Source organism: Streptomyces sp. NPDC043853, from assembly GCF_056436025.1.
In genome coordinates this window covers 521,245-546,127 of the sequence record NZ_JBWKDJ010000005.1, presented here as the reverse complement: position 1 = coordinate 546,127, position 24,883 = coordinate 521,245, and the positions used below count along the sequence as shown (strand labels likewise).

At 74.5% G+C, this 24,883-nt stretch carries 21 protein-coding genes; 8 read left to right on the top strand and 13 right to left on the bottom strand.

Annotated elements, in window-relative coordinates:
* Positions 1–64: 64 nt before the first annotated feature.
* Positions 65–697, top strand: a complete 633-nt coding sequence (locus tag AC067U_RS17395) for a TetR/AcrR family transcriptional regulator (RefSeq protein ID WP_478830543.1) — start codon at positions 65–67, stop codon at positions 695–697.
* An 18-nt stretch (positions 698–715) separates the two neighbouring features.
* On the opposite strand, the gene AC067U_RS17390 is transcribed toward AC067U_RS17395, so the two are convergent.
* Complete coding sequence (locus AC067U_RS17390) at positions 716–1,921, bottom strand: FAD-dependent monooxygenase (protein ID WP_478830542.1); 1,206 nt, start codon at positions 1,919–1,921, stop codon at positions 716–718.
* Between the two features lie 79 nt (positions 1,922–2,000).
* Between AC067U_RS17390 and AC067U_RS17385 the strand changes: the two genes are divergently transcribed.
* On the top strand, positions 2,001–2,627 hold the full coding sequence (locus AC067U_RS17385; RefSeq protein WP_478830541.1) for a TetR/AcrR family transcriptional regulator: 627 nt from the start codon (positions 2,001–2,003) through the stop codon (positions 2,625–2,627).
* Here the strand turns inward: AC067U_RS17385 and AC067U_RS17380 are convergent.
* The 6 genes from AC067U_RS17380 to AC067U_RS17355 form a co-directional block, all read right to left on the bottom strand.
* Complete coding sequence (locus tag AC067U_RS17380) at positions 2,578–3,510, bottom strand: STM4011 family radical SAM protein (protein WP_478830540.1); 933 nt, start codon at positions 3,508–3,510, stop codon at positions 2,578–2,580. The genes AC067U_RS17385 and AC067U_RS17380 overlap by 50 nt on opposite strands.
* Positions 3,511–3,516: 6 nt before the next feature.
* The gene (locus tag AC067U_RS17375) at positions 3,517–4,899 is read right to left on the bottom strand and encodes an STM4012 family radical SAM protein (RefSeq protein WP_478830539.1); all 1,383 of its coding nucleotides are present in this window, start codon (positions 4,897–4,899) and stop codon (positions 3,517–3,519) included.
* Positions 4,896–5,702: an STM4013/SEN3800 family hydrolase gene (locus tag AC067U_RS17370; protein ID WP_478830612.1), complete on the bottom strand. Its 807-nt coding sequence runs from the start codon at positions 5,700–5,702 to the stop codon at positions 4,896–4,898. Before AC067U_RS17370 ends, AC067U_RS17375 begins: the two co-directional genes overlap by 4 nt.
* A gap of 112 nt (positions 5,703–5,814) precedes the next feature.
* Positions 5,815–6,939: an STM4014 family protein gene (locus AC067U_RS17365; protein WP_478830538.1), complete on the bottom strand. Its 1,125-nt coding sequence runs from the start codon at positions 6,937–6,939 to the stop codon at positions 5,815–5,817.
* A 10-nt stretch (positions 6,940–6,949) separates the two neighbouring features.
* Positions 6,950–7,912 carry an STM4015 family protein gene (locus AC067U_RS17360; protein ID WP_478830537.1) on the bottom strand — a complete coding sequence of 321 codons (963 nt, stop codon included), beginning with the start codon at positions 7,910–7,912 and terminating at the stop codon, positions 6,950–6,952.
* A gap of 152 nt (positions 7,913–8,064) precedes the next feature.
* Positions 8,065–9,027 carry an STM4015 family protein gene (locus AC067U_RS17355; RefSeq protein WP_478830536.1) on the bottom strand — a complete coding sequence of 321 codons (963 nt, stop codon included), beginning with the start codon at positions 9,025–9,027 and terminating at the stop codon, positions 8,065–8,067.
* 231 nt (positions 9,028–9,258) lie between these two features.
* Between AC067U_RS17355 and AC067U_RS17350 the strand changes: the two genes are divergently transcribed.
* Genes AC067U_RS17350 through AC067U_RS17340 form a run of 3 tightly spaced genes read left to right on the top strand, consistent with a single transcriptional unit; the run spans position 9,259 to position 12,099 of the window.
* Positions 9,259–9,585, top strand: coding sequence for a hypothetical protein (locus AC067U_RS17350; RefSeq protein ID WP_478830535.1), 327 nt, complete (start codon positions 9,259–9,261; stop codon positions 9,583–9,585).
* A gap of 51 nt (positions 9,586–9,636) precedes the next feature.
* Positions 9,637–10,683: a DUF6745 domain-containing protein gene (locus AC067U_RS17345; RefSeq protein WP_478830534.1), complete on the top strand. Its 1,047-nt coding sequence runs from the start codon at positions 9,637–9,639 to the stop codon at positions 10,681–10,683.
* A gap of 36 nt (positions 10,684–10,719) precedes the next feature.
* Entirely contained in the window at positions 10,720–12,099 is a 1,380-nt protein-coding gene (locus tag AC067U_RS17340) for a cryptochrome/photolyase family protein (RefSeq protein WP_478830533.1), read from the top strand.
* Positions 12,100–12,149: 50 nt separating this feature from the next.
* Here AC067U_RS17340 and AC067U_RS17335 read toward each other — a convergent pair whose 3' ends face one another.
* On the bottom strand, positions 12,150–13,622 hold the full coding sequence (locus tag AC067U_RS17335) for a purine-cytosine permease family protein (protein ID WP_478830532.1): 1,473 nt from the start codon (positions 13,620–13,622) through the stop codon (positions 12,150–12,152).
* An 80-nt stretch (positions 13,623–13,702) separates the two neighbouring features.
* Between AC067U_RS17335 and AC067U_RS17330 the strand changes: the two genes are divergently transcribed.
* Both AC067U_RS17330 and AC067U_RS17325 read left to right on the top strand, forming a co-directional pair.
* Positions 13,703–14,365, top strand: a complete 663-nt coding sequence (locus AC067U_RS17330; RefSeq protein ID WP_478830531.1) for a TetR/AcrR family transcriptional regulator — start codon at positions 13,703–13,705, stop codon at positions 14,363–14,365.
* 72 nt (positions 14,366–14,437) lie between these two features.
* The gene (locus tag AC067U_RS17325; RefSeq protein ID WP_478830530.1) at positions 14,438–16,063 is read left to right on the top strand and encodes an amidohydrolase; all 1,626 of its coding nucleotides are present in this window, start codon (positions 14,438–14,440) and stop codon (positions 16,061–16,063) included.
* A 22-nt stretch (positions 16,064–16,085) separates the two neighbouring features.
* On the opposite strand, the gene AC067U_RS17320 is transcribed toward AC067U_RS17325, so the two are convergent.
* Together AC067U_RS17320 and AC067U_RS17315 are read right to left on the bottom strand one after the other, a co-directional pair.
* Complete coding sequence (locus tag AC067U_RS17320; protein ID WP_478830529.1) at positions 16,086–16,484, bottom strand: DnaJ family domain-containing protein; 399 nt, start codon at positions 16,482–16,484, stop codon at positions 16,086–16,088.
* Between the two features lie 39 nt (positions 16,485–16,523).
* Positions 16,524–20,342 carry an nSTAND1 domain-containing NTPase gene (locus tag AC067U_RS17315; protein WP_478830528.1) on the bottom strand — a complete coding sequence of 1,273 codons (3,819 nt, stop codon included), beginning with the start codon at positions 20,340–20,342 and terminating at the stop codon, positions 16,524–16,526.
* A gap of 294 nt (positions 20,343–20,636) precedes the next feature.
* On the opposite strand from AC067U_RS17315, the gene AC067U_RS17310 reads away from it, so the two are divergent.
* Positions 20,637–21,032 carry a hypothetical protein gene (locus AC067U_RS17310; protein ID WP_478830527.1) on the top strand — a complete coding sequence of 132 codons (396 nt, stop codon included), beginning with the start codon at positions 20,637–20,639 and terminating at the stop codon, positions 21,030–21,032.
* 91 nt (positions 21,033–21,123) lie between these two features.
* Here the strand turns inward: AC067U_RS17310 and AC067U_RS17305 are convergent, their stop codons facing one another.
* The 3 genes from AC067U_RS17305 to AC067U_RS17295 form a co-directional block, all read right to left on the bottom strand.
* Positions 21,124–22,362 (bottom strand): FAD-dependent monooxygenase, encoded by a 1,239-nt coding sequence (locus AC067U_RS17305; protein ID WP_478830611.1) that lies wholly within the window; start codon positions 22,360–22,362, stop codon positions 21,124–21,126.
* 146 nt (positions 22,363–22,508) lie between these two features.
* Positions 22,509–24,047 carry a sensor histidine kinase gene (locus AC067U_RS17300; RefSeq protein ID WP_478830526.1) on the bottom strand — a complete coding sequence of 513 codons (1,539 nt, stop codon included), beginning with the start codon at positions 24,045–24,047 and terminating at the stop codon, positions 22,509–22,511.
* The gene (locus AC067U_RS17295; RefSeq protein ID WP_478830525.1) at positions 24,044–24,736 is read right to left on the bottom strand and encodes a response regulator transcription factor; all 693 of its coding nucleotides are present in this window, start codon (positions 24,734–24,736) and stop codon (positions 24,044–24,046) included. Before AC067U_RS17295 ends, AC067U_RS17300 begins: the two co-directional genes overlap by 4 nt.
* Positions 24,737–24,883: the final 147 nt, after the last annotated feature.

Here is a 24,883-nt window from a genome sequence, read left to right as displayed (position 1 = left end):
TCGGTCCGAGGGGACCGCCGGGGCGGACGCGGCGTCTTCGCGCACGAAGGGAACGACCCACGCGATGACCATCCGCAAGCCGCTCGCCGAACGGCGCCGCGAGCTCACCGAGGCGGCGATCCGGGCCATGACCCGGGACGGCGTGCCCAGGACGACCACACGGTCCATCGCCGCCGAGGCCGGCGTGTCGCTCAGCGTCTTCCACTACTGCTTCGACTCCAAGCAGGCCCTGATCGAGGCCGTGATGGAGACGATCCACGCGCACTACGTGGGGCGGGTGAAGGAGGCCCTGCGGCCTCGCGGCACCTTGCGGGAGACGGTCCGGGCCGGCTTCGGCGCGTACTGGGAGCACGTGTGCGCGCACCCGGGCGAGCACATGCTCACCTACGAGCTGACCCAGTACGCCCTGCGCACGCCCGGGTTCGAACCGCTGGCCCGCCGCCAGTACGAGCGGTACGCCGAGATCTACCGGGAGCTCATCGACCAGCTCGGCTCGACGACGGTGCTCGAACTGCGGGTGCCGGCGCCGGTGCTGGCCCGCTACCTGGCCGCCGTGACGGACGGCCTGACGCTGAACTTCCTGGTGCTGGGCCACGAACCGGAGGCCGCGGCGGCCCTCCTCGACATGGTCACCGACCAGGTGGCCGCGCTCGCGGGGGGCGGGGCGGCCGCCGTGCCGCCGGTGGTCGCGCGGTGAGTGGCCCCGCACGGCGCGTCACGCGGCGGCCGGGGGCAGCCGGAACCCGGCGAACAGACCGTCCAGCGCGCGGTGGGCGACCCGCCCGGGTGTGGCGCGGAGGGCGGCGTCGCGCAGCGCCACGGCCACCGGGTGGGTGAGGCCGGCGACGCTGCCGGCCCGGCGGGCCCGGACCAGGATGGCGTTGGTCCGGGCGTGGCGGGCCGCGGTGTAGCGGGCGAGCGCGGCCGGTACGGCCTCCGGGTCCGGCGCCCCGGCCAGCAGGTGGGCGAGCACGGCGGCGTCCTCGACTGCCTGGCAGCCGCCCTGGCCCAGGTTGGGGGTCATCGCGTGGGCGGCGTCGCCGAGCCAGCCGATCCGGCCGTGGTGGTAGCGGGGCAGCGGCGCGGCCAGTTCGTACAGGTCGTGCTGGAGTACGGCGGCCGGGTCGATCCGGTCCAGCAGAGCGGGCACCGGGTCGTGCCAGCCGGCGAAGCGTCGCGCCAGTTCGGCCCGTACGTCGGCGGGGCGGGTGCCCTCGGGGAGCCTGGCCGTGGCGTACACGTACACGCGGCCGTCGGCGAGCGGGACCACGCCGAAGCGCATGCCGCGGCCCCAGGTCTCGCCGGCGGCCGAGGGGTCCAGTCCCTCCCCGGAGACCACGGTGCGCCAGGCCGTCTCGCCGCTGTGGCGCAGACCGGGGTGGGCGGGGAAGAACAGGCGGCGCAGCGGGCTGTGGATGCCGTCGGCGGCGACCACCACATCGGCCGTCAGGTCCCCGTCGGTGGTCCGCACGATGGGCCTGCGCCCGGCCGGTCCGGTGTGCGGGGCGGGGTCGGCGTGGTCCACGCCGGTGACCTCGGCTCCGTAGCAGAGGGTTTCCGCCGGGAGGGCGGCGGCCAGGGCGGCGGCGAGGGCCGCGCGGTGCACGGCCAGCGGCGGGCGGCCGTAGCGGGCGGCCAGGGCGGCGGTGTCGGCCCGCATCAGCCAGCGGCCGTCGGGGCTGCGGGTCCCCATCCCGGCGGGGACGGCGTCACCGGCCCAGCCGTCGGTGTCGAAACCGATGGCCTCGAAGGCCCGGAGTGCGTTGGGGGCGAGCACGATGCCCGCCCCGGCGGCGGACGGTCCGGCGGCGCGTTCGCAGACGGTGACCCGCCAGCCGGCCCGGTGCAGGGCGACCGCAGCGGTCAGTCCGCCGATGCCCGCGCCCGCGATGACCGCGTGGCCCTTCGCGTCCTTGCCCATGGCGTGCTCCTCTCCTCAACCCCCGGCTCTACACATGTAGAGCCGCATGAGCATCACTCTACAGCTGTAGAGTGATGCTATGTCCACCCCAGACCGCCGGACCCTGATCGCCGACACCGCCATCGCCACCGTGGCCGCCGCCGGGCTGCGCGGGCTGACGCACCGCGCCGTCGACTCCGCCGCCGGACTGCCCGCGGGCAGCACCTCGTACTACTTCCGTACGCGTACGGCGCTCATCGGCGCCTGCTACCAGCGGCTGGCCGAGCTCGATCTGGCGGACTTCAACACTGGCACTGGCACCGGCACCGGCACTGGCACCGACGGCGGCCCGCCGGTGCCGACCGGCCGGGACGAGGCCGCAGCGGCCCTCGCGGCGCTGCTCTACCGGTGGCTCACCGTCGGCCGGGAGCGTCAGCTGGCCCGCTGGGAGCTCACCCTGGAGGCCGCCCGCAACCCCGAACTGGCACCGGAACTGCACCGCGCCGGGCTGGCCTCACGGGACCGCGCGTCCGCGATCCTGGCCGCGCTCGGCGCGAAGGACGCCAGGGTCTCGGCGGACCTCCTGGTCTCCTGGACGGAGGGGATGCTGTTCGAACGGCTGGCGGGGGCCACGGCCCGCAGCCGGCCCGCCCCCGACCCGGCCGAACTGGCCGCCGTCACCCGCCGGATGCTCGACGCCGCCCTGGACGCCGCCCCGGAGGGATGAGGGGCAGGGCCCCACGGGCGGCCGGCCCCGGGGCGGCCGGGAGGGCCGCCGGGACGCGTTCGAGGACGCCGCCCGCGAACACGTCGTACAGCGGTAGCGTCTCGAGGTGGACGTACCCGATGTGGCAGTCGCACACCGTCTGCGGGCAGGGGCGCGGGGCGAGCGCCGCCCGGTAGGAGCCGTCGTACAGGTTGCCCAGTTCGGCGCGGACGAAGTGGCAGCGGCGGACCGTGCCCTCCCCGTCCACCGAGATCACCGACTCCCCGGTACGGCAGGGCAGTCCGGCCGAGCGGTGCGGGTGGCGGCTGTACGGGAAGAGCGGGTCCACGGTGGTCCAGGTGTCCGCCTCGGCGTCGGTATAGGTGTGCCCCTCGGCCGCGTTGACCCACAGGTAGACGTGGCCTGGCAGGTCGGCGCGCAGCCGGCGGGCGTGCTCCAGGTTGTCGGGCAGGCCGACGATGCCGACGCTGTGCCGGATGCCCAGGCCGTCGAGTTCGCGCAGCTTCGCCAGGAAGCGCGCGTACGGCGTCTGGCCGGGGTGGTAGGTGCACCACAGGGCCAGGGTGGCGGGGTCGGCGTCGGCCAGCGCGCCGGTCCGGCAGCTGAGGTTGGTCTGGATGGCGACGCGCCGGACGTGCGGCAGGTGCGACAGCTCGGTCAGCGCCCGCCGGTACCAGGACCGGACCAGTCCCTCGCCCCAGGGGGTGAAGAGGACGGAGAGCCGGTCCTCCGTACGGGAGGCCGCCCAGGCAGTGAAGCGTTCCAGGGCCGCCCGGTCGGCACGGAGCTGCCCGGGGGTGTCGCGCCGCTTGGCGAACGGGCAGTACGGGCAGTCGTAGTCGCAGGAGGCGAGCGGGCCGCGGTACAGGATGGTCAGCTCCACGGCCGGCTACTTGGGTTCGTAGGCGGCCATGGCCGCGCGTACGGCGGGCGAGAACAGCTCGGGGCCGAGCGCGTCGGAGTGGGCGAGGCCCTCGGGGGTGAGGCGCAGGAGCCCGGACTCCCCGGAGCCGTCGTCGGGGCCTTCGAGCCAGCCGTGGGCGGCGAAGGCCGCGAGTTCGGCGGGGAAGTCCTCGTGCGGGTCGGAGCCGAAGCGGTCGCGGTAGTCGGCCGTTCGCATGCCGTGGGCCTGGAGGAGGGACTGGAGGAGGTGGCGGCGGCGGGCCTCGTCGCCGTCGACGTACCGGCCGTGCGCGGCCCTGCCGAAGGAGGCGCCGGTGCCGGCCGTGTAGTCGTCGATGATCGCCCGTATCTCGCCCATGTCGACGGCGTAGTCGAAGGAGTAGTGGAGGGCGGAGGTGTAGGAGCGGGCACCGCAGCCGAGACCGATCATGCCGTCGGTCTGGCAGGCGTGGTCGTCGGGGCTCCGGGGCACGGTGCCGGCGCGTCGGAACATGCGCATCGACACCTGTTCGTAGCCGTGCGCGAGGAGGTGGTCGCGGCCCCGCCGGTAGAGGTCCAGGCGCTGTTCGTCCCAGTCCCGGTCGGTGTGGGCGGTGCGCCGGGCGAGGCCGGTGAGGGGGCGGACGTACAGCGGGTAGAGGTAGAGCTCCTCGGGCTGCCAGGCGAGGGCGGCGTCCAGGGAGGCGCGCCAGGTGGCGGGGGTCTGGCCGTCGATGCCGTAGATGAGGTCGATGTTGAGGACGGGGATGCGGGCGTCACGGATCCGCCCGAGCGCGGCCTCGACCTCGGCGCGCCGCTGGGGGCGCACGGCCGCGCGGGCCTCTTCGTCGACGAAGCTCTGCACCCCGATGCTGAGGCGGGTCGTGCCGCGATCGGCGAGGACGGCGAGCCGGTCGGCGGTCGCGGTGGCCGGCGAGGCCTCGACGGAGAGCGGGACGGCGCGCAGGTCGGCCCCCATGCGGTGCTCGGCGATATCGCACAGCCGGGTCAGCTCGTCGGCCGTGAGGAACGTCGGGGTACCGCCGCCGAAGGCGGCGTTGGCGAAGCGGACCGGGCCGTCGTCGCCGAGGGCCTCACGGACGGCGGCGGCCTGGCGGTCGAGCGCGTCGAGGTAGCGGCCGGTGAGCCCCTCGGGCGCGCCGATCCGGGTGAAGAGGTTGCAGAAGCCGCAGCGGACCTCGCAGAAGGGGATGTGGAGGTAGAGGGAGAGGGCGTCCTTGCGTTCCCCGCGCCACAGGTCGCGGAGGGCGGGCCGGTCGGGGAGCGGACGGTACGCGGTCTTGTGCGGGTAGGCGTAGACGTAGCTCCGGTACGGGCGGACGTGCGGCGCGTCCGGGGCGGCTGCCGTGTCCACTGCGGTGGCGGTCATGCGGACGGCTCCAGGAAGAAGTGGGCGTACGGCACGGTCCACACGGCCTCGTGGGCCAGGCGGTGGCCGGTGTAGCCGTCGTCGCCGTAGGTGGTGCCGTGGTCGGAGCAGACGATGGCGAAGCAGCGGCGGCGGGAGCTCATCGCGGTGAACAGCCGGCCGATGTGCCGGTCGATGTACTCCAGGGCCGCGGCGTGGCTGGCGCGGGTGTCCCCGGCCTCGCGGGTGGCGCCGGCGAGGTGGAACCAGTTGGGCTGGTGCAGGGCCGAGGCGTTGAGGAAGAGGAACAGCCGCTGGTCCGCGGGCAGACCGGCGACGACCTGCTCGGCCCGCTCGACCTGCGCCTCGAAGGAGGTGGGCGAGGCCACCCCGAATCCGGGCTCCCAGTGGCTCTCCTGGAACATGCCGGGCAGTACGTCGCCCAGCGCGCCCTGCTTGTTGAAGAAGCCGACGCCGCCGACGCACACGGTGCGGTAGCCGGCGGCGGCGAGGCCGGAGACCAGGTCGGGCGTGTCGAAGACGTGGGTGCGCCGGGCGGTGGTCTCGCTGCCGGCGAAGCGGGCCGCGAACAGCCGGGGATGCGGTCCCGGTGTGGCGGGGGTGGGCAGGAAGCCGGCGAACATCGCCTGGTGGGAGGCGTAGGTGAAGCTGCCCGGGGCGTGCCTCTTCTCCCAGGCGCCGCCGGGCAGGTGGCGGGCCAGGTTCGGGATGCGTCCGGCGGCGGCGAGTTCGGCGGCGACGTCGAAGCGGAGGGTGTCGAGGGTGAGCAGCAGGAGGTCGTCGCGGCCGACGACCTCGTTCATGTCGGGCCCGTCGACGGGCCCGTCGGCGCCGGGTCGGTCGGCGCCGGGTCGGTCGGCGCCTGGTCCGTTCGCGGCGGGCTCGTGGGTGGCGGGCTCGTCCGGGGACGGCTGGTCATCTGGGTGCTGGTGCACGGTGTTTCCTCGCGTGGAGCTGCTGAGCGTATTCGGGTGCGGCTGCGACCTGGGCCGCGTAGGTGTCGAGGCCCTCGGCACCACTCCCCGGGAGCCCCGTCAGGCCGGGCAGCAGGTCGCCGAAGGCGTTCACCTCGGCCACGGCGAACCGCCGCCAGCCGACGGCGGGCAGCAGGTCGACCCCGACGCACAGGGTGCCCGGGAAGCAGGCCGCGGCCCGTTCGCAGGTCTCCAGGGCGTCGGCCCAGTGCGGGCCCGCCGCCTCGACCGCCGCGGCCAGGTCGCCGCGCCGTCCGCCGAGGTGGAGGTTGGTCATGGGCGAGCGGCTGGTGCGGAGGACCGCGTGGGTGGCCTTCCCCGCGACGACGACCACGCGGAGGTCCGTCGCCGAGCCGTCGAGGGAGGCCTTGGGCCACCACCGTTCGAGGTGGAGTCCGTCCGGGGCGAGGGCGTCGACCAGGGCGGCGAGCTCCGGCTCGCCGGTGATCCGGCGCAGCCGCAGCGAGTTGTGGAGGCTGCCGTCCCCGGCGGTCTCCACGGAGGTGGTCGCCCTGATCCGGCCCCGGCCGGCGGTTTCGACGGCGATGACGCCGGAGGCGGAGGATCCGTGGGCGGGTTTCACGAACACGCGCGGCATCCCGTGCACGGACATGAGGGACCGTACGTCGTCCCAGCCGCGCACCGGTACGGCGGCGCCGGACGTGGGCGACTGCGGCACCGGCACACCGGCCCGGTCGAGGGTGCGGTGGCAGTGGCGCTTGTCGAAGAGGACGGCCAGCTCGTCCGGGTCGTCGAGGCGGATTCCGCCGCGGAGCGTGCGGACGGCGGCGGTGAACCGGGCATACCAGCGGGCGCCGCCCTCCACCCGGGTCGGGGCGTCCAGGCCGCGCAGGGCCAGGTCGACCTCGGCGTTCTCGCCGGGTGAGTCGAGCCGTACGAGCTCGTCGGGGGCGAACGCGGCGCCGCCGTCGCGCAGCACGGCGGCCCAGGGCACCACGCGGGGCGCGGGCAGGCCGGCGTCGCGGACGGCCCGGGTGAACAGGCCGGCGCGGCGGTTCTCCGGGTTGCCGACGACCGCCCAGCGGGGCGGCGGGTGTTCTGCCATCGTCGTCCCGCTACTCCCCTACGGCGACGTGGCGCAAGATCTCGCCGTCGCCCCGGTCGTACGCGGAGGCACCGTCCGGGTCGACGTCCAGGTCGACCCCGGCGGCGGACAGGACGTCCCGGAGGCGCTCCCGCAGCTGCTCGCCGAGGTAGTTGTGGTGGAGGTCGAGCCGCTTGAGGTGGGTGAGCGGTTGGCCGGTGAGCAGCGCGGTCCCGCCCGCGTCGGTGAGCACGCCCAAGGACAGGTCGAGGGTCTCCAGCCGGGCGACCAGGGGCGCGGAGGCGATGGCGACGGCGATGGCGTCCTGGATGTCGCTGTTGCGCAGGCCCAGGTGGCGCAGGCGCGGCAGGCGGAGGCCGTCGAGGATGGGTGCCACGTCGGCGATCACCGCGTCCCCGCCGTACTCGTCCGTGCCGAGCCACAGGTCGAGGTGTTCCAGGGCCGGCAGGTCGCTGCCGGCGATGCCGCGGACGGCCCCGGCCGGCATGCCGCCGGTCTCGATGACCAGGGAGCGCAGGCTGTGGTGGGCGAGTTCGGGGAAGACCAGGGCGCTGCCACCGCGGACGCCGAACTCCTCCAGCTCCGGGAAGCCTTCGAGGAGCGGGCCGACGTCGTCCTGGTGTATCCGGGAGATCTCGCACTCGTTGAACTGCATGTCGCCGAGGAACAGAGCGCGGAGGGCGGGGAGCCGGTCACGTGCGTCGAGCAGGGTGGCGATGATGTGCTCGGGGCCGCACTCGACGGTGTGGCGCCAGACGCCGACGATGAGGGAGCGGACGCGGGTGGTGTCGACGGCCTCGGTGAAGCGGGCGAAGGCCTGGGGCCAGTACTCCGGGGCGTGGCAGGTGTCGGCCGAGATCCGCCAGGCGACCGCGTCCGCCTCCGGCAGCGGGGCCTTGACCTCCTCCCCCAGCTGCGGGAAGTCGAAGACGGGCAGTCCGTACGACGCCGTCAGGTGCCTCGGGTAGCTCATGGGTTCCGCCGTTCCTCGCCTGTCTCGTCCGATGTGCCTGCAGTTGTAACAAGCGGCACTGACAGTGCCCGTGGCAGTGGCGGCGTGGGGCCGTGGCCGACCCCTCGCGCCGCCCCTGGGCAACACGTCATGGCCCGAGGGCCGGCTGCCCGCTACTCCCCGACGGCGACGTAGCGCCAGACGCGGCCGTCCCATTCGTCCTCGTCGGCGTGGCCCCGGTCCAGGTCGAGGGTCACCCCGGCGCTCTCCAGCACATCGCGGAAACGCTGCTGCACCGGCCCGCTGAGGTAGTTGTGGTGCAGGTCGAGGGACTTGAGGTGGGTGAGCGGCTGGCCGCCGAGCAGAGCGGTCCCGCCCTCGTCGGTGAGCACGCCCATGGACAGGTCCAGGGTCTCCAGGCGGGCCACGACGGGCGCGGAGGCCACCGCGGCGGCGATCTCGTCCTGTATGTCGGAGTTGCGCAGGCCCAGGTGACGCAGCTTCGGCAGGCGGTCCCCTTCGAGGATGGGCTCGACGTCGGTGAGCTCGCAGTCTCCGCCGTAGTTCGCCGTGCCGAGCCAGAGGTCGAGGTGTTCCAGCGCGGGCAGGGCACTGGCGGCCACGTTCCGGACGGCCGAGGCGGGCATCCCGCCGGTCTGGACGGTGAGGGAGCGCAGCCGCCGGTGCCTGAACGGAGGGATGACCAGGCCCGTACCGCCCCGAACGCCGATCTCCTCCAGCTCCGGGAAACCGTCGAGGAGCGGGCCGATGTCCCCTTGGTTGATCCACGAGATCTCGCATTGCTCGGACTCCATGTCGCCGAGGAACAGGGCGCGCAGGGCGGGGATCCGGGGGCGCGCGGCGAGGAGTGCGGCGATGATCTCCTCGGGGCCGCTGTCGTACGCCTCCTCCCACGCGCCGACGACGATCGCACGGACCCGGGTGGTGTCGACGGCGGCGACGAACCGGGCGAACGCCTCGGGCCAGGTCTCCTCCGCGTCGTAGGTGTCGGAGGAGATCCGCCACGCCACGGCGTCCGCCTCGGGCAGCGGGGTCTTCCCCCCGCCGTCCGGCCCGTGGAAGTCGAAGACGGGGAGCCCGTGGAACTCCTTCAGGTGGTTCCTCGCGTACGTCATTTCTCCGCCCTTCCTCGTCTCTGGTGTCCGTTGCGCGGCGCCGCCGTGCCGCGTCCGATGCGCTGCAAGTTGTAGCAAGCGCCACTGACGGCCCCTCGGGCAGGGGCTGCCCCATGCATGCGCGACACCTCAACGGGCGGGTCCACGGGTCTCGGGGCCGTTGTCAGACCCTGCCCCTACCTTCGGGATCAACGCGGGGCGCCGGGCCGACGCGTGGGAAGGGGGACACCTGTGTTCCGGCAAGGGGACGTGCTCATCGTGCCGATCGACGCGTCGGCGCTGCCGTTGCACGTAGGCGACGGGCAGGAGGAACCGCGGGACGCCCGCGGGCGGATGGTGCTGGCGCTGGGCGAGGTCACCGGGCACGCGCACGCGGTGCCGGGGCCGGGCAGGCTGGTGCGCGCCCCGGGCCGGCCCGGCGGGCTGCTGCTGCACCTCCCGGACGGGGGGCGGGTGGTGCACGAGGAGCACGCCGCGATACCGCTGCCGAAGGGCTGGTACCGGGTGGTCCGGCAGCGGGAGTACGTGCCGGGCTCGGTGCGGCTCGTGGCGGACTGACGGACCCGCGGCGAGGAGCCAGTGAACGGAACATCGAGGGGGAGGAACGCAATGAACAGCCCGAACGAGACCCTGGACGAGAACGGCATCGACGCGTGGCGGCGGGCTGCCGCGGCCACCGGACCGGCGAACCGGCCGGAGGCGGAGGCCGGTGTGCGCCTCGCCTACCACGCGGCGGGGCTGCCGGAACCGGAGCTGATCGTCTGGGCGGACTCGCCCCGTGCGGCGGTGGGTCTGCTGCTCGACACCGAGGGGCCGTGGGGCACGTCGGCGCGCGGCCACAGCGTGCGGGAGGCCGTGCGCAGCGCACCCTGGGCGGCCGAGCGGGACCGGCTGCAGGGGCGGCTCGGCCCGCGGGGCTGGGGGCGGAGATGGCACACCACGGGCGGCCGGCTGTGGACGGGCACGGAGCGGCTGACGGCCAGGATCCGGGCCGGGCTCGCGGAGTTGGCGGAGGACCGGGCCGAGGAGGCGGAGATACGCCTCCTGCTGCTCGACGCGGTGCTCGGGCAGCACGACGCGGCCTGGCTGTGCGCGTTCGACACCGGGCCCGGCACGCCGCTGCACGGGGTCGCCGAGGTGGCCCGCTCGGCCGGCTGGTGGTGGCCCTTCGAGCGGTTGGCCGTGGTGTGCGAGCGCCCGGTGGAGCTGCACCGGGACGAGGCGGGCCGGCTGGACCGCGGTGACGGCCCGGCCCTCGCCTTCCCGGACGGCTTCGCGCTGCACGCGTGGCGGGGCATGCCGGTGCCGGCCGAGTTCGTGGACGGGCTGGGCTCGCTGACGCCGCGGCGGATCCGGGAGGAGGAGAATGCGGAGCTGCGCCGGGTGATGCTGGAGTACTACGGCTACGAGCGCTACCTGCGCGAATCGGAGGCCGAGCCGGTCCACCGGGACGGGACGGGCGTGCTGTGGCGGATACCGCTGCCGGACGACGAGGACGTGGTGATGGTGGAGGTCGTCAACTCCACGCCCGAGCCGGACGGCACGAGCCGCACGTACTGGCTGCGGGTGCCGCCGAGCACGGGAACGGCCAGGCAGGGCGTGGCGTGGACGTTCGGGCTCGGCGCCGACGAGTACGCGCCGCTGCGGGAGACCTGACGGGCCGAGGGGGCGTCGGGGGCCAGGATGGGCGGTATGAGTGTCTCCGTCGTCCTGTTCACCTCCGATCTGCGGGTGCACGACCATCCGCCGCTTCGTGCCGCGTTGGAACCGGGCGGCGAGGTGGTACCGCTGTTCGTCCGGGATCCGGCCGTGGACCGGGCCGGGTTCGCGGCGCCCAACCGGCTCGCCTTCCTCGCCGACTGCCTGGCCGACCTCGATGCCGGGCTGCGGGCCCGCGGCGGGCGGCTGGTCGTGCGGTCCGGTGACACCGTGGCCGAGGTGTGCGCGGTGGCCCGGCAGGCGGGGGCCGGCGAGGTCCACGTGGCGGCGGGGTACAGCGGGTTCGCCCGCGCCCGGGAGGAGCGGCTGCGCCGGGCCCTGGCGGCCGACGGGCGCGGCCTGCGCGTGCACGACGGCGTGGTCACCGCGGTGCCGCCCGGGGAGGTCACCCCGGCCGGGTCCGACCACTACGCCGTCTTCACGCCCTACCACCGGCGGTGGGCGGACGCCCCGCTGCGCGCGCCCCTCGCGGCACCCCGGCACGTGCCCGTTCCGCCGGACACCGCCTCCGAGAAGGTGCCCGGCCGGGCGGCCGCCGGCGCCGTCTCCCCCGGGCTGGCGGAGGGCGGGGAGAGGGTGGGTCGCGAGCTGCTGACGGGCTGGCTGTCCCGGCACGCCGACGCGTACCGCGAGCGCCATGACGACCTGGCGGGTGACGCCACCTCGCGCCTCTCCCCCTATCTGCACTTCGGCGCGGTGTCGGCGACGGAGGCCGTGCAGCGGGCCCGGGCCCGGGGCGGGGCGGGCGCGGACGCCTTCGTACGGCAGCTGTGCTGGCGGGACTTCCACCACCAGGTGCTCGCCGCGCGCCCCCGGGTCGCGGTGGAGGACTACCGCCCCCGGCACGACCGGTGGCGGCACGGCCGGGCGGCCGAGGCGGACCTGACCGCCTGGCGGGAGGGCCGGACCGGGTACCCGGTGGTGGACGCCGCCATGCGGCAGCTGGCCCACGAGGGCTGGATGCACAACCGGGGGCGGCTGCTCACCGCGTCCTTCCTCACCAAGACCCTGTACATCGACTGGCGGGAGGGCGCCCGGCACTTCCTCGCGCTGCTGGTGGACGGGGACCTCGCCAACAACCAGCTCAACTGGCAGTGGGTGGCGGGGACGGGGACCGATACCCGCCCCAACCGGGTCCTCAACCCGGTGCTCCAGGGCAAGCGGTACGACCCGGACGGTGCCTACGTGCGCCGCTGGGTGCCCGAACTGGCGGAACTGCGCGGGCCCGCGGTGCACGAGCCCTGGCGGCTGCGGGGCGCGGACCGGGCGGCGTACGACTACCCGGACCCGGTCGTGGACCTCGCCGAGGGCCTCGACCGGTTCCGGCGGGCCCGCGGCGGCGAGACGGGCTGACGCCGGAGGAACGCGCCGGTCGCGGGGCCCCCGGGCCGGGTGCCCGCCGGTCAGGCCCCCGCCGCCGAGGGCCCCGCGACCGGCGTGCGGCGGAACAGCAGGGCGTAGACGGCCGACGAGACGAGGAGGCCGGCGGGGAGGGAGAGGTCGATGCCTCCGAGGGCGTCGGCGAGCGGGCCGGTGTAGAGGGTGTTGACGCACAGTGCGGCCGCGGCTGCGCCGGCCAGGAGGGCGGCGGCACCGGCCGGGTTGACGCCCGCCGTGTACCAGAAAGGGCTGCCGGGACGCTCGTCGGTGAGGGCCGGCCCGTCGTAGCGGCCGCGGCGCAGCAGGAGGTCGGTGGCGTAGACGGCCGTGGCGGGGCCGAGCAGGACGACGGTCAGCTGGAGGACGTCGCTGACGGTGTCGAGGAAGTCGGAGACGAGCAGGGCGTACAGGGTGAGGGACCCGCCGACCACCCCGTCGACGATCACGCTGAGCGAGCGGCGGACGCGGAGTCCGACGGCCTGCAGGGCGAGGCCCGCGCTGTAGGCGGTCATGGCGTTGTTCGCGATGGTGCCCAGGACCAGTGCGAGCAGGAAGACGGGACCGAACCAGGACGGCAGGATCCCTTCCAGCGCGGTCTGCGGGTCGCCCATGTCGAGGGCGGTGGCGGCGAAGGCTCCGAGGGAGCAGACGATGATGCCGGGCAGGAAACCGCCCAGGGCGGTCCAGCCGGCGGTCGCGGCCGGGGGTGTGGTGCGCGGCAGGTAGCGGGAGAAGTCGGCGCTGGTGGTGTAGGAGAGCGGGCCGGCGGCGATGAGGGTGACGCCCGCGAGGAGGGTGGCCCACAGCTCGGTGCCGGTGAGCGGTTCGGCCGGGGCGTACGCGAAGTCGGTGCGGGCGAGCACGGCGGCCGCGAGCACGGCGAACACGGCGGTGAGCACCAGGGTGATCGGCAGGTAGAGCCGCACGATCGTGGCGTGGCCGTAGACGCTGATGGCCAGGGTGAGGACGGCGATCACCACCACCACGGCGGCCTTGGTGCCGGTGCCGGGCGGGAGGCCGGCCTTCTCGATCAGGGCGGAGGCGGCGGTCGCGGCGGCCGCCAGGTTGAGGGCGAAGTAGCAGACGGAGATCACCCAGCCGGTGACGGCGTTGTTCACGCGGTTGCCGCGGATCCCGTACATCGCCCGGGTGATCACTTCGCTGGGGGTGCCGGAGGCTGGGCCCGAGACCGCGAGGAGGCCGGTGAACAGCCAGAACAGGTTGCCGATCACGATCACGGCGAGGGCCTGCCACAGGCTCAGACCCATCAGGACGAGCGCGCCGCCGATCACCAGGCTGAGGTAGTTGACGTTGGCCGCGGCCCAGACGGCGAAGAGCTCGCGGGGGCGGCCGTGCCGTTCGGCGTCGGTGATGTGGTCGATGCCGTGGGCCTCGATGCGGCCGGGGGTGTCCGGGGCCGGGCCGGCCGGTGTCGCCGGGGCCGGGTGGGGGCCCGGCCAGGGGTCCGGCTGCGGGTGGGGGTTCGTGGACGCCATGGTGCCCTCCGGAGTGCTGGTCGGTGCTGCTCTTACCCGCCTGCTTGCTTATTGGTCGCACACTCAATAACATCACCGGCATGTCGTCAAGCATGGAACGCAAACGAGTTCGCAAATCTCCCGAGGCCCGCCGGGCGGAGATCGTCGAAACCGCCACCGCGGTCGCCCTCACCGAGGGACTGGAGTGCGTCACCCTGCGCCGGATCGCCGAAGAGCTCACCGTCCGACCGGGTCTGATCAGCCATTACTTCCCCGCGGTGGAGGATCTTGTCGCCGAGGCGTTCGGCAGCGCGGCGACCGCCGAACTCGAAACCCTGCTGCCGGCCGACCGCGCCGAGGACACGGCGGAGCGCTATCTGGCCCGGTTCTTCGCGCGTGCGACGGGTCCGGCCTACGACGACATCAGCCGGCTGTGGATCAACGCGCGGCACCTCAGCCGCTACCGGCCGGTGCTCCGCGACCGGGTCGGCGAGCAGGAGGCCGCCTGGCGCGGACGGCTGGAGGAACTGATCCGCGAGGGCGTGGCACGGGGCCGGTTCCGCACCGCCGACCCGCGGGTGACCGCCATCCAGATCCTCGTGGTGCTGGACGGCCTCGGCGCCCACGCCAACACCGACACCTCCGGCCGGCCCGCCGCCGTCACCCTGATGGCCGTGACCACGGCGGAACGTGAACTCGGCCTGGCGCCCGGCTCCCTGGCCGCAGCCGTGGAAGGGTCAGCGGACGCCGGACCCGATGCCTGACCCGCCGCGCCCCCATCCTCCGCCCCACCCCACCCCCACTCCCTTCCTGTCCCGCCTCCCTGGAGGAACCCCGTGCGCAACCGGCTCGTCCTGCTCTCCGCCCGCCTGCTCGATCCCTCCACCGGTGGGTTCCTGCCGCAGACCGCCCTGGCGGCCGGCGGGGGCCGCATCCTCGCGCTGGGGGACGACCGGGAGATGCGCGCCCGCGCGGACTCCGACACCACGGTGATCGACCTCAAGGGGGCCGTGGTCACCCCGGGGCTGACCGACGGACACCTGCACCCCGTCTCCGGCGCCGAGCTGACCCACGGGCTGGACCTGTCGGGCTGCACCGATCTCGCGTCCGTACGCGAGGCACTGGCGCGGGAGGTACGGGGCCTGCGGCCCGGAGCGTGGCTGCGCGGCTGGGGACTGGACCCGAACGTGTTCGGCGACCGCCCGGTCGAGGCCGCCGCCCTCTCCCCGGTGCTGGACGGCGTACCGGCCGTGCTGCTGCTGTTCGACGCCCATTCCCTGCTGGCCAGCGAGCGGGCCCTGGAGCTCGCCGGCGTCGACGGACCGCGGAGCTTCGAGCAGGCCAGCGCCGAGGTGGTGTGCGACGACGCGGGGCGGCCCACCGGGCTGCTGCTGGAGGACGCCGCCTGTGACCTCGTGGAGCGGGTCGCCCCGCAGCCCACGCGCGCCGCGCGGCGGTTCCTGCTCGCCGAGGCCCTGCGGGCGATGGCGGCCGCCGGGCTCACCGGCGGGCACGTCATGGACGCGAACGGTGACAGCCTGGCCTTCTACGCCGAGCTCGACCTCGCCGGGCAGCTGCCACTGCGGCTGCGGGTGGCCCCCTGGTGCCAGCCCGGCGCCGACGCCGACGCCGTACGCGCGCTGATCGAGCTGCAGGGAACCGGCGGCCGGCTGTGGCGGACCGACGGCGTCAAGCTGTTCATGGACGGCACCATCGACAACGGCACCGCCTGGCTGGAACGTCCCGACCGGGACGGCCAGTCCGTCCAGGCCTTCTGGCCGGACCCCGACGCGTACACGCGGATCATCGCCGAGCTCCACCGGGCGGGTGTGCCCACCGCCACCCACGCGATCGGCGACGCGGCCGTACGGCACGCACTCGACGCCGTCGAGCAGGCCCAGGCGGGAACCCGGAACGGGGTACGGCACCGGATCGAGCACATCGAGACCGTGCCCGACGACACCCTGCACCGGTTCGCCCGTCTCGGCGTCGCCGCGTCCATGCAGCCCACGCACTGCTGCGACTTCACCCGGGCCGACCACACCGACAACTGGTCGCAGCGCCTCGGCGAGGAACGGGCCGCGCGCGCCTGGCGCTGCCGCGACCTGGTGGACTCCGGTGCCACGGTGGTCCTCGGCTCCGACTGGCCCATCGCCCCCTACCCGCCGCTGGGCGTCATGGCGGGTGCCCGGCACCGCCGCCCCGGCCGTGACCTCACCCAGCCGCCGCACGGCCCGGAGCAGGCCCTCGGCGCGCTCGACGCGCTCCGCGGTATGACCGTCAACGCGGCCTGGGCGGCGGGCGAGGAACAGGAGGCCGGCCGCATCGCCGTCGGATACCGCTGCGACCTCACGGTCCTCGCCGAGGACCCCCTGTCGGTCTCCGCGACCGACCTGCCCGGGGTGCCGGTCCTGCTCACCGTGGTGGACGGACGGCCCACGCACCGGGCCCAGGAGCTGTAGCCGGCCGTCGGGCGGGCGGCCGTCAGGTGTGGGAAGCGCGCCACTCCCGCACCATCGCCTCCACGTCGAACGGCTTCAGCTTGAGCGGCGGCCCGGGCGGCGGCCGGCGGACCGCGGCGGCGATCTTCTCGTTGACGGCGGTGAGGATCTCCCGCACCTTGGCCTCGGTTCGGGCCTCCGCCACCGCCTCGACGGCGTCCTCCGCCTCCTTGCGCAGGGCCAGGGCGGGCGGGAGCACGGAAACTCCCTCGCGGTGCAGCTTCTGCCGGACCCACCACAGGTCGTCGTAGGGAGCGGTGTCGTCGGGGAGCGGCTTGCCGAAGCCGGACAGCTTCCGGAAGTCGCCGCGCTCCTCGGCCTCGCGGATCTGCTTCTCCACGAATGACTCGAAGCTGACACCGGGAGGTTTGCGCTCGGTCATACGTCCAGCGTACCGAAGGGCCGAATGCCTGCGGCGGGCTCAGCGGCCCTCCCGCCCGGCTGGCCCGGCCTGGGCGCCGCAGGTCGCGCGGTACGGAACGTCGGGTATCCGGTCGTGCCAGTCGTCGCGCGACAGCGGGCCGCCGGCGCGTGCGCACAAGGTCGCGACGATCGACTCGGGCCGCAGGTCGTACGCCCGCACCGGGGTGTGTTGCCCCAGCCGCCACAGAGTCAGGCCGTCGTCACCGAAGGCAAGGGCGCGCACCGGATCGCCGGGTGCCGGCAGGCTTCCGCCGAGGGGTTTGAGGGTCTCGACGTCCCACAGCCGTACCTGGCCGAGCTCGTCACCGGTCGCGAGCGTGCGCCCGTCCGGGGAGAAGGCCAACGCCTGGACCATGGCGGACCCGCCCGCGAGGGCGGCCACCGGTGCCGGCGAGATGACGCCCAGGCGGCGCTGCGTCGCACCGTTCCACACCGTCACGCGTCCGATGGCGTCGGCGGTCACGAGCAACTCGCCGTCATGGCTGAACACCAACTCACCGATGCTGTGGTCCTTCAGCGTTGTCACGGGGTTCAAGGAAGGCAGGATCCGTACGGATCCGTCACCGAGGACGGCCAACGGACCTGCCGGGTGGACCGCAATCCGCCAAGCCTCGTCGCCGACTTCGCGCTTCGTGCCCGAAGTCAGCTCCCACAGATGGCTGTTGGTGAGGGCGTACACGCGCAAAGGACCGTCCTGCCGGTACGGCACGAGATCCAGCAGTGAGAGACCGTCTTCGGGAAGGGGGAGATCAGCGACGGGACGGCGCTCGATGACGTCCCAGACATGGACGGTGCCCTTGTCCCGCCGCGGGAGGGCGAGCGCGTATGCGAAGAGCCGGCCGTCCGGGCTGAACGCGCCGGCCACCTCGGCGGGCGCGTCCGGCTCCGGCTCCAGAGCGGGCAGCGTGGCCGGCTCCGTACCGCTCCGGACATCGTGCAGGGTGAACTCGATCCTGCCCCCGCCCTCCTTCCAACGGACGATGTGCCGCCCGTCCGGGCTGATGCGGTCGAGGTCGTTCGGCTCCCGGGTCCAGGCCGCATCCAGCACCGGGCCGAGGTCCATGGAGTGGACCGTGAGCGCGTCGGAACCCAGGTAACGGAGCGAGCGGCCGGCTGTCTCGAAGGCCACGCCGGTCGGGTTCTCGTTCGGCAGCTCCTCCACGTGGACGGGCGCGTCGTACCGTTGGGCGTTCCTGGTGATGAGCCCGTCGGTCCGCCACACCGACACCGCGCCCTTCCGCACGGCGGCGACGAACGCCGAGTCGCCGCTGAACGCGAACTCGGTCAGTCCCTGCTCATGGGCCATGCCGGAACTGCCGACGGTCAGGTCGATGACGAGGATCCCCGAGTCCGTTCGTGCCGCGAGCATCTGCCCGTTGGGGCTGAAGGCCAGCCGGTCTTCACCGCATGCCTGCCGGTCGATGTCCGGCCTGCCGTCCGGGCGGCCTTCGGCGCTCCTGTCCGGCCGCCCGTTCCAAGGCAGCTTCTTCCGCTCGGCCACGGACCAGACCTCGATCCTGCCGTCCCGTCCACACAGTGCGATCCGGCTCCCGTCCGGGCTGACGGCCGCCGCACGCGCCTCGGGATGGCCCTCCGCCGCGAACACCCGAAGCCCGCTGACGGTGTCCCACAGCTCGGCGGTGCCGTCGAGGTTCCATGCCAGCCACCGGCTGTCGGCACCCCAGGTCAGGCTGTGGAAGTTCACGCTCTCGGGGCCGGGGCTCAGCGTGCGCTGCTCGCCCGTGGCGACGTCCCAGACGCGTACCTTCCCCGGCACCACCGTTCCGTCGTGCTTCATCTCACTGTTGACGGGGACGGCGGCGCGCCGCCCGTCAGGGCTGGCCCGGAGCCAGGACGACGGGGAGCTGACCGTTCCGTCGGCGTTGCGGGGTGGTGCCCCGGGTGCCCCCGGCAGCACGTGGGAGGCCGTGCGACGGCCGGTGTCGACGTCCCACCGCTCCAGGCGGTCTCCCTTCTGCAGGGTGAGCGTCCGGCCGTCCTGGCCGAGCGTCGCGCCGTAGCCCCGGGTGTCGCCCTCGACGGGGTTGAACCGCACCCGGGGCCGGGGCAGCAGCGAACCCAGCAGAGCGGCCCGGGTCTCCGTCGTCGGGGCCAGGTCCCAGGCTGCGATGCTGAGCTGCTCGGCGGTGACGGGGTCGGTGTCGCGCAGGCTGTCGGCGAGGGCCGCGGCGCGCAGGGCGGCGCCGACCAGCCGCCGCTGGGCCTCGGAACGGCTCTGCTGCCAGGCGGCCGATCCCGCGAGGACGGCCAGCACGGCCAGCAGCGACACCACCGCCCGTACGGTCCGACGGCCGCGCCGCGAACGGTTCTGTGCCGCGGCACTCGCGTCGAGGAACTCGGCTTCGAGGGTGGTGAGTTCCGACCGTCGGCCACCCGTGGCGAACGCGCGGAGCATGGCCAGGCGGACCGCCGGGGCGAGTACGCCGGGGTCGCGTCCCAGCGCGTCCCAGGCGCCGGCGGCTTCGGTCAGCCAGCGGTGCAGGCGGAGCTGCTCCCGGTCCTCCTCGATCCATGCCCGCAGCCGCGGCCAGGCGGTGATGAGGGCTTCATGGGCGAGCTCCACGGTGTCCCCGTCGAGGGTGATCAGCCGGGCGCGGGCGAGGAGTTCCAGCACGGCGGCCGGAGCAACGCCACCCGTGCCGATGCCTTCGAGTTCCGCACGCCGGGTCGGGCGGCGGGTGTCCGGGGCACCGTCTCCCGGGGCGATCAGCCTGAGCATGATCCGGCGGGCGGTCTCGGCCTGTGCCGGATCCAGTGGACCGTAGGCGGCTTCGGCGGTCTGCGCGATGGCCCCGCGGATGCCGCCGGCCCGTTCGTACGCCTCCAGGGTCAGGGCACGGCCCCGACGCCGCCGCCAGGTCTCCAGCAGCACGTGGGAGAGCAGCGGAAGGCCGCTGGTCTGGGCCGCCGCCTCCTCCAGCAGCAGGGTGGTGAGCGCCCGTTCGACGGTGAGCCCCCGGGCCGCCGCCGGCTTGGTGATCACCTGGCGGAGTTCGGCGGAGGTCATCCGGCCGACGGGCAGGCTCGCGTCCCGGACGGCGGCGGCGAGGCCGGGATGCTCCAGGCAGCGGGCGTAGAAATCCGCGCGGATGCCGAGCACCACGCGCAGCCGGCGGTCCGGGTCCCCGGCCGCGAGGAGCGCGTCGATGAACGCGGCCCGGCCGCCCGCGTCGTGGCCGAGGGTGAAGACCTCCTCGAACTGGTCGACGACGAGCCAGGTGTCACCGTTCCCGGCCGCCGGTCGCAGGATTCCGGCGTGCCCGGTCAGTGGATCGCGGCCCGGTGTGAGCAGGCGGATCGCCGCCGGCGGTTCGGGGAGTTGGCGGAGGCGGGGGACCAGGCCCGCGCGGAGCAGGGAGGACTTGCCGCTGCCGGAGGGGCCGAACACGGTGACGATCCGGTGTCCGGCAACGAGCGACGCGAGGTCGTCGACGAGCCGGTCCCGGCCGAAGAACAGCTGCGCGTCGGCGGGTTCGAAACGGGCCAGGCCCCGGTACGGGGAGGCTTCCTCGTGTTCCGCGTCCTGGGCGGCGAGCCGCTCCGCGGCCTCCTGCCAGCGGCCCTCCCAGTCGGCGGGGTCGCCGCCGCACGCGGCGACGTAGGCCAGGAGCACGGGGAGGGTGGGGAGCTGGTCGCCGGCCGCCGCCCGGGACAGCGTGGCGACCGAGTAGGGCCCGCGTCCGGCCATGGCGGCGTACGTCGGGCCGCCCGCCTCCCGGCGCAGCTCGCGCAGTGCGAAGGCGAACTCCGCCACCGGGCCCGCTGCTGGATCCAGCGGCTTTTCCTGACGCCCCACCCATGCCCCCCGTGCCCTCGGTACGGACCGTGCCGAGGGCGACCCAATCGTTCCGGGCCGGAGGAGGACAAGGTCGTTTCACGCCGACCCGGTCGGCACGGTGCGCCCGGGACGGATTGTTTCGTGCTCTGACCTGGGCTGCGCAACAACGGACCGGCCGCGAAAGCTGGTCCTGCTGCCGGACAGCAGTCGGTGCGGGCCGTTCGTCACGGGGGGACGGCCCGCCCTCCGGCTCCGGCGGCTCGCCGGCTCCCCGGAGCCGGAGGGTCATCGACCATCCACGAAGGGATCAACATGTCCATGCTGCTGAGGTCCACCGCATCCGCCGGCTCGACCGCCACCGCTCCGGGCCGCAGGACGAGGCGGGCCCGGACGCGGCTGGCGTTCGTCGTGCTCGGTGCGTGCGCTTCGGCCGTCCTGGCCACGGCCCCCGCGTCGGCGGTGGTGGGGTCCAAGGCCCACGGCGACGACTACGCCTACGTCAACGGCACCTACGTGTACGTGTTCGACGGCGAGCGTGACGGCAACGGCGTGTACGCCGAGTACGACCTGGTGAACGGACAGACCGGGAACCGGCTCTGGGACGGCACCGGAAGCGACGCCGTCGGCAACCACACCTACGCCCCGGTGGACGTCAAGCGCTTCCGGGTCTGCGAGGACCACAAGGGCTGCTCCGGCTGGAAGAGCTGACCCACCGCCCGATGCCGGTGCCGGCACCCTGCTCGCGGGTACCGGCACCGGCATCGGCACCGGTGAGTACCTGGCGGTCAGGGCCTGGTGGTCAGGGCCTGGTGGTCAGGGCCTGGCCGCCGATGCCCGCGGCGCCGCCGAGCTGGCCCTGCCACCAGGTCTCGGCGGCCTGCCGGTCCATCGCGGACCAGTCCGGGGTCTGCTCCACCTGGGCCCGGCCGAGGCGGCGGGCCAGGGCGACCAGCTCCCGGCCGACCGGGCCCCGTACGGCCTGGTACGCGTCCGTCAGGCGGTCCCAGGACGCGGCCTCCCGCCAGGCTGCTTCGAAGGCGGTCGCGTCCTGCATGGCCTTGGCCGCCCCGCTGGTGTTGTGCGGGCGCACCACGGTTGCGGCGTCCCCGGCCAGCAGGAGGCGCCCGACGGCGGTACGGGTCACCTCGAGGTCGTAGATGGGCTGGACGAAGGTGTCCTCGGGGGCGGTCAGCGCGAGCACCTGCGCCCAGTACGGCGGGAACTCCCGGGCGAGCAGGTCGGCGAGGCGGTCGGCGAGCTCGGCCGTGAGGGCGCCCGGCGGGAAGCTCGTCGGGTCGTCGAGGCGCAGGGTGCCGTCCTGCGGGGGAACGGCGTACAACACCCAGTTGACCCGAGTGCCGTCAGGTCCCGGAATGCGGTAGATGACGCAACTGCCGCCGGGCCAGCAGACGGTGACGCCCGCGTCGGAGGGCCACGGGCCCTCGCCGACGGCGTCCAGCCGGCGGGCGTCGAAGTTGCCGCGCCAGCAGACGTAGCCGGCGTAGTGCGGCCGGGAACCGGGGCTGAGTGCCTCCCGGACCACCGAGCGGTAGCCGTCGGCACCGATGACCAGGTCGTGGCGCTCGGTGGTGCCGTCCGCCAGTACCACCTCCGCCTGTTCGGACCCATCGGACCGATCAGCCGGCGGGGCGGACACGCCGGTGACCGCCGTGCCCTGCCGGTAGACCACCGAGGCGGGCGTCGCCTCGCGCAGCCCCTGCCAGAGCAGGCCCCAGTGGTACGAGTGGAAGGGGAACGGCTGCTCCCAGAACAGCCTCCCGGCCTGGTCCGCGCCGTCGCGGACCACCCACCTGCGGCGGGTCAGCCGGTGTGCGGCGATACCGGGGGGCAGGGTACCGACGGCCGCGAGTTCGGCGGCCCGGTCGTTGTGGATGCACAGCCCCACGCCGCGGTCCGCCAGGCGGCCGCCGGTGCGTTCGATGACCACGACCCCGTCCGCGCCCGCGCGCGCCGCGGCCGAGGCGAACGCGCAGCCCGCGATGCTCCCGCCGACCACCGCGACCGTTCCGCCCCGCATCGCCACCTGGTGTCTCCCTCCGGACGTGCCCTGGGTTCCGTCCTGCCGAACCATTGTCGGGAGCGGCGTACCGGGAATGCGCGGGGCGGGCGGAAGATGACCCCCGAATGGGCCGGAAGAGGCCGGGAATTGACGGTCACTGCGCCTTACGGGTGATCCGCCGGGAGGTCCAGGGTGAAGGCGGCGCCGCCCTCCGGCCCGTGGCCGACCACGGTGAGGGTGCCGGCGAGCCGGGTCGCGAGGCGGTGCGCGATGGCCAGGCCGAGGCCGCTGCCGACCTGGCGCTCGCCGCGGTAGCGGTCGTGCAGCGCGCCACGTTCGAAGGCGACCTCGACGTCCCGGCCGGTGAGGCCCGGTCCGCCGTCGCGGACCTGGAGGCGTGCGCCGCCGCCCTCGGGCGGTGCGGCGAGGGCCAGGACGACCGGCCGGCCCTCGGGGGTGACCCGTAGCGCGTTCTCCAGCAGGCAGTCGACCAGCTGCCGGACCCGGAAGCCGTCGGTGCGGACCATGACGGGGCCGGATCCGGGCTCGGGCTCCTCCAGGCGGAATTCGACCCCGTGGCGGGCGCAGCGTTCGCGCCAGGACGCGGCCGCGCGGGCCACGAGGGCCGACAGGTCGGTGGCGGTGAGGTCGATGCGGAAGTCCCCGGCGTCCGCCTCCAGCCGGGCCAGGTCCAGCAGGTCGCGGAGGAACCGGTCCAGACGCTCCGCCTCGGCGCCGAGCACGCCGCCGATCTCGGGGACGCGTTCGGCGGGGATCACGCCGTCGGCGAGGGCCTCGGCGTAGCCGCGCAGGGTGGTCAGCGGGGTGCGGATCTCGTGGGAGACCGAGAGCAGGAAGTCACGGCGGCGTTGTTCGCTGCGGGTCAGGGCCCGGTCCAGGACGGCCAGGGCACGGGTCACCTCGGCCACTTCGAGGGGGCCGGATCCGTACCCGGTGCGGGTGTCCGCGGGCGTGGGCGCGGGCGCGGACGACGGGGTCGACGTACGGGACCCGCCCGATTCACGCGACTCACGGGTCACCCCCGTCTCACCGGGCTCAGCGGTCTCGCTACTGTCGCCAGACCCACTGGACACACCGGACCCGCCGGACCCCGCGATCCCCCGCTCTCCGGCGGCGAGGCGCCCCGCCAGGGCGGCCGCGCGGGTCAGCGGGCGGGCGATGCGCCGCGCGAGGAGCAGCCCGGCGAGCCCCGCCCCGAGCAGCCCGGCGCACAGCGGCAGGGCGAGGTTGCGGCGGATTCGCGCGGCGGCCGCGTCCACCTCGGTGGTGGACTTGGTGAGGATCACTCCGCCCGCGCGGTGCGCCCGGCCCTCGATGATGACCTCCCGTCCGTCCAGCGTCCCGGTCGCCGACAGGGGCTTGCGCGCGAGCAGCAGGTCACGCTGCGCGTTCGAGACGGCCGGGGCGGCCGGGCCGCGGAGGGCGCCGGCGGGTTCGAGGACCGCGAGTTCCACCCCGTTGGAGCCGGCGATCAGTTGCTCGCCCTCCACGAGCACCGCGGACAGTCTGGGGATCCTGCTCAGCACGGTGGCCTGGCGGGCCAGCCGGTCGCGCTCCTGTGCCTCCGCGTTGCCACGGGCCGTGTACCAGGCGGTGACTCCGCTGAGCAGGACGGCGACCAGCGCCACGAAGGCCGCGAACAGGACGAGTTCGCGGGCGAGGGTGCGCCGGCCGCATGTCACGCGTCGTCCCCGGTCGCGCTGTAGCCCACGCCGCGGACCGTGCGGATCGGGCTGGCGCCGCCGAGCTTGCCGCGGATCTGGGAGACGAACACGTCCACCACCCGCGGGTCGCGGTGCGCCGAGTCGCCCCAGACCTGGTCCAGCAGCTGCAGGCGGGTGAACACCTGGCCGCGGTGTTCGAGCAGATGACTGAGCAGGTCGAGTTCCAGCGCGGTGAACTCCACCGGTACGCCGTCCACGTGGACCGTACGGCGGCCCGGGTCGACCCGCAGCGGCCCCCGGGTGTGGACGACGGGGGTGCCCCGGGCCGGTCCTGCCGAGCGCCGCAGCACCGCGTTGACGCGGGCGACCAGTTCGCCGGGCGAGAAGGGCTTCGTCAGGTAGTCGTCGGCGCCCAGTTCCAGCCCCAGGATCCGGTCCGATTCCTCACCCCGGGCGGTCACCAGCAGCACGGGCGTCCAGTCGCCGCGTTCGCGCATGCGTCGGCAGAACGTCACCCCGTCCATGCCGGGCAGCCCGATGTCCAGGACGACCGCAGCCGGGGCGAGCCGCCGCACCGCGTCGAAGCCCGCGGGGCCGTCCTCGGCCACCTCGGTGCGGTAGCCGTCCCGCTCCAGGTACAGGCGCTGGAGCGCGGCGATGTTCCGGTCGTCCTCCACGATCAGGACGAGTCCCTTGTGGGGGTGCATGACGGCTCCGGGGGAAGTGCGCGCGGTACGGAGCCGCGGGTCGGGCGGGTGCCGTCCATGCTAGTCAGCGGGAACGGGCGAGCGGCGGATCGCGGAGCGGTGCCGGTGGATCCTTACCGAGCCCTAACAATCCGCTCATGATCTCCT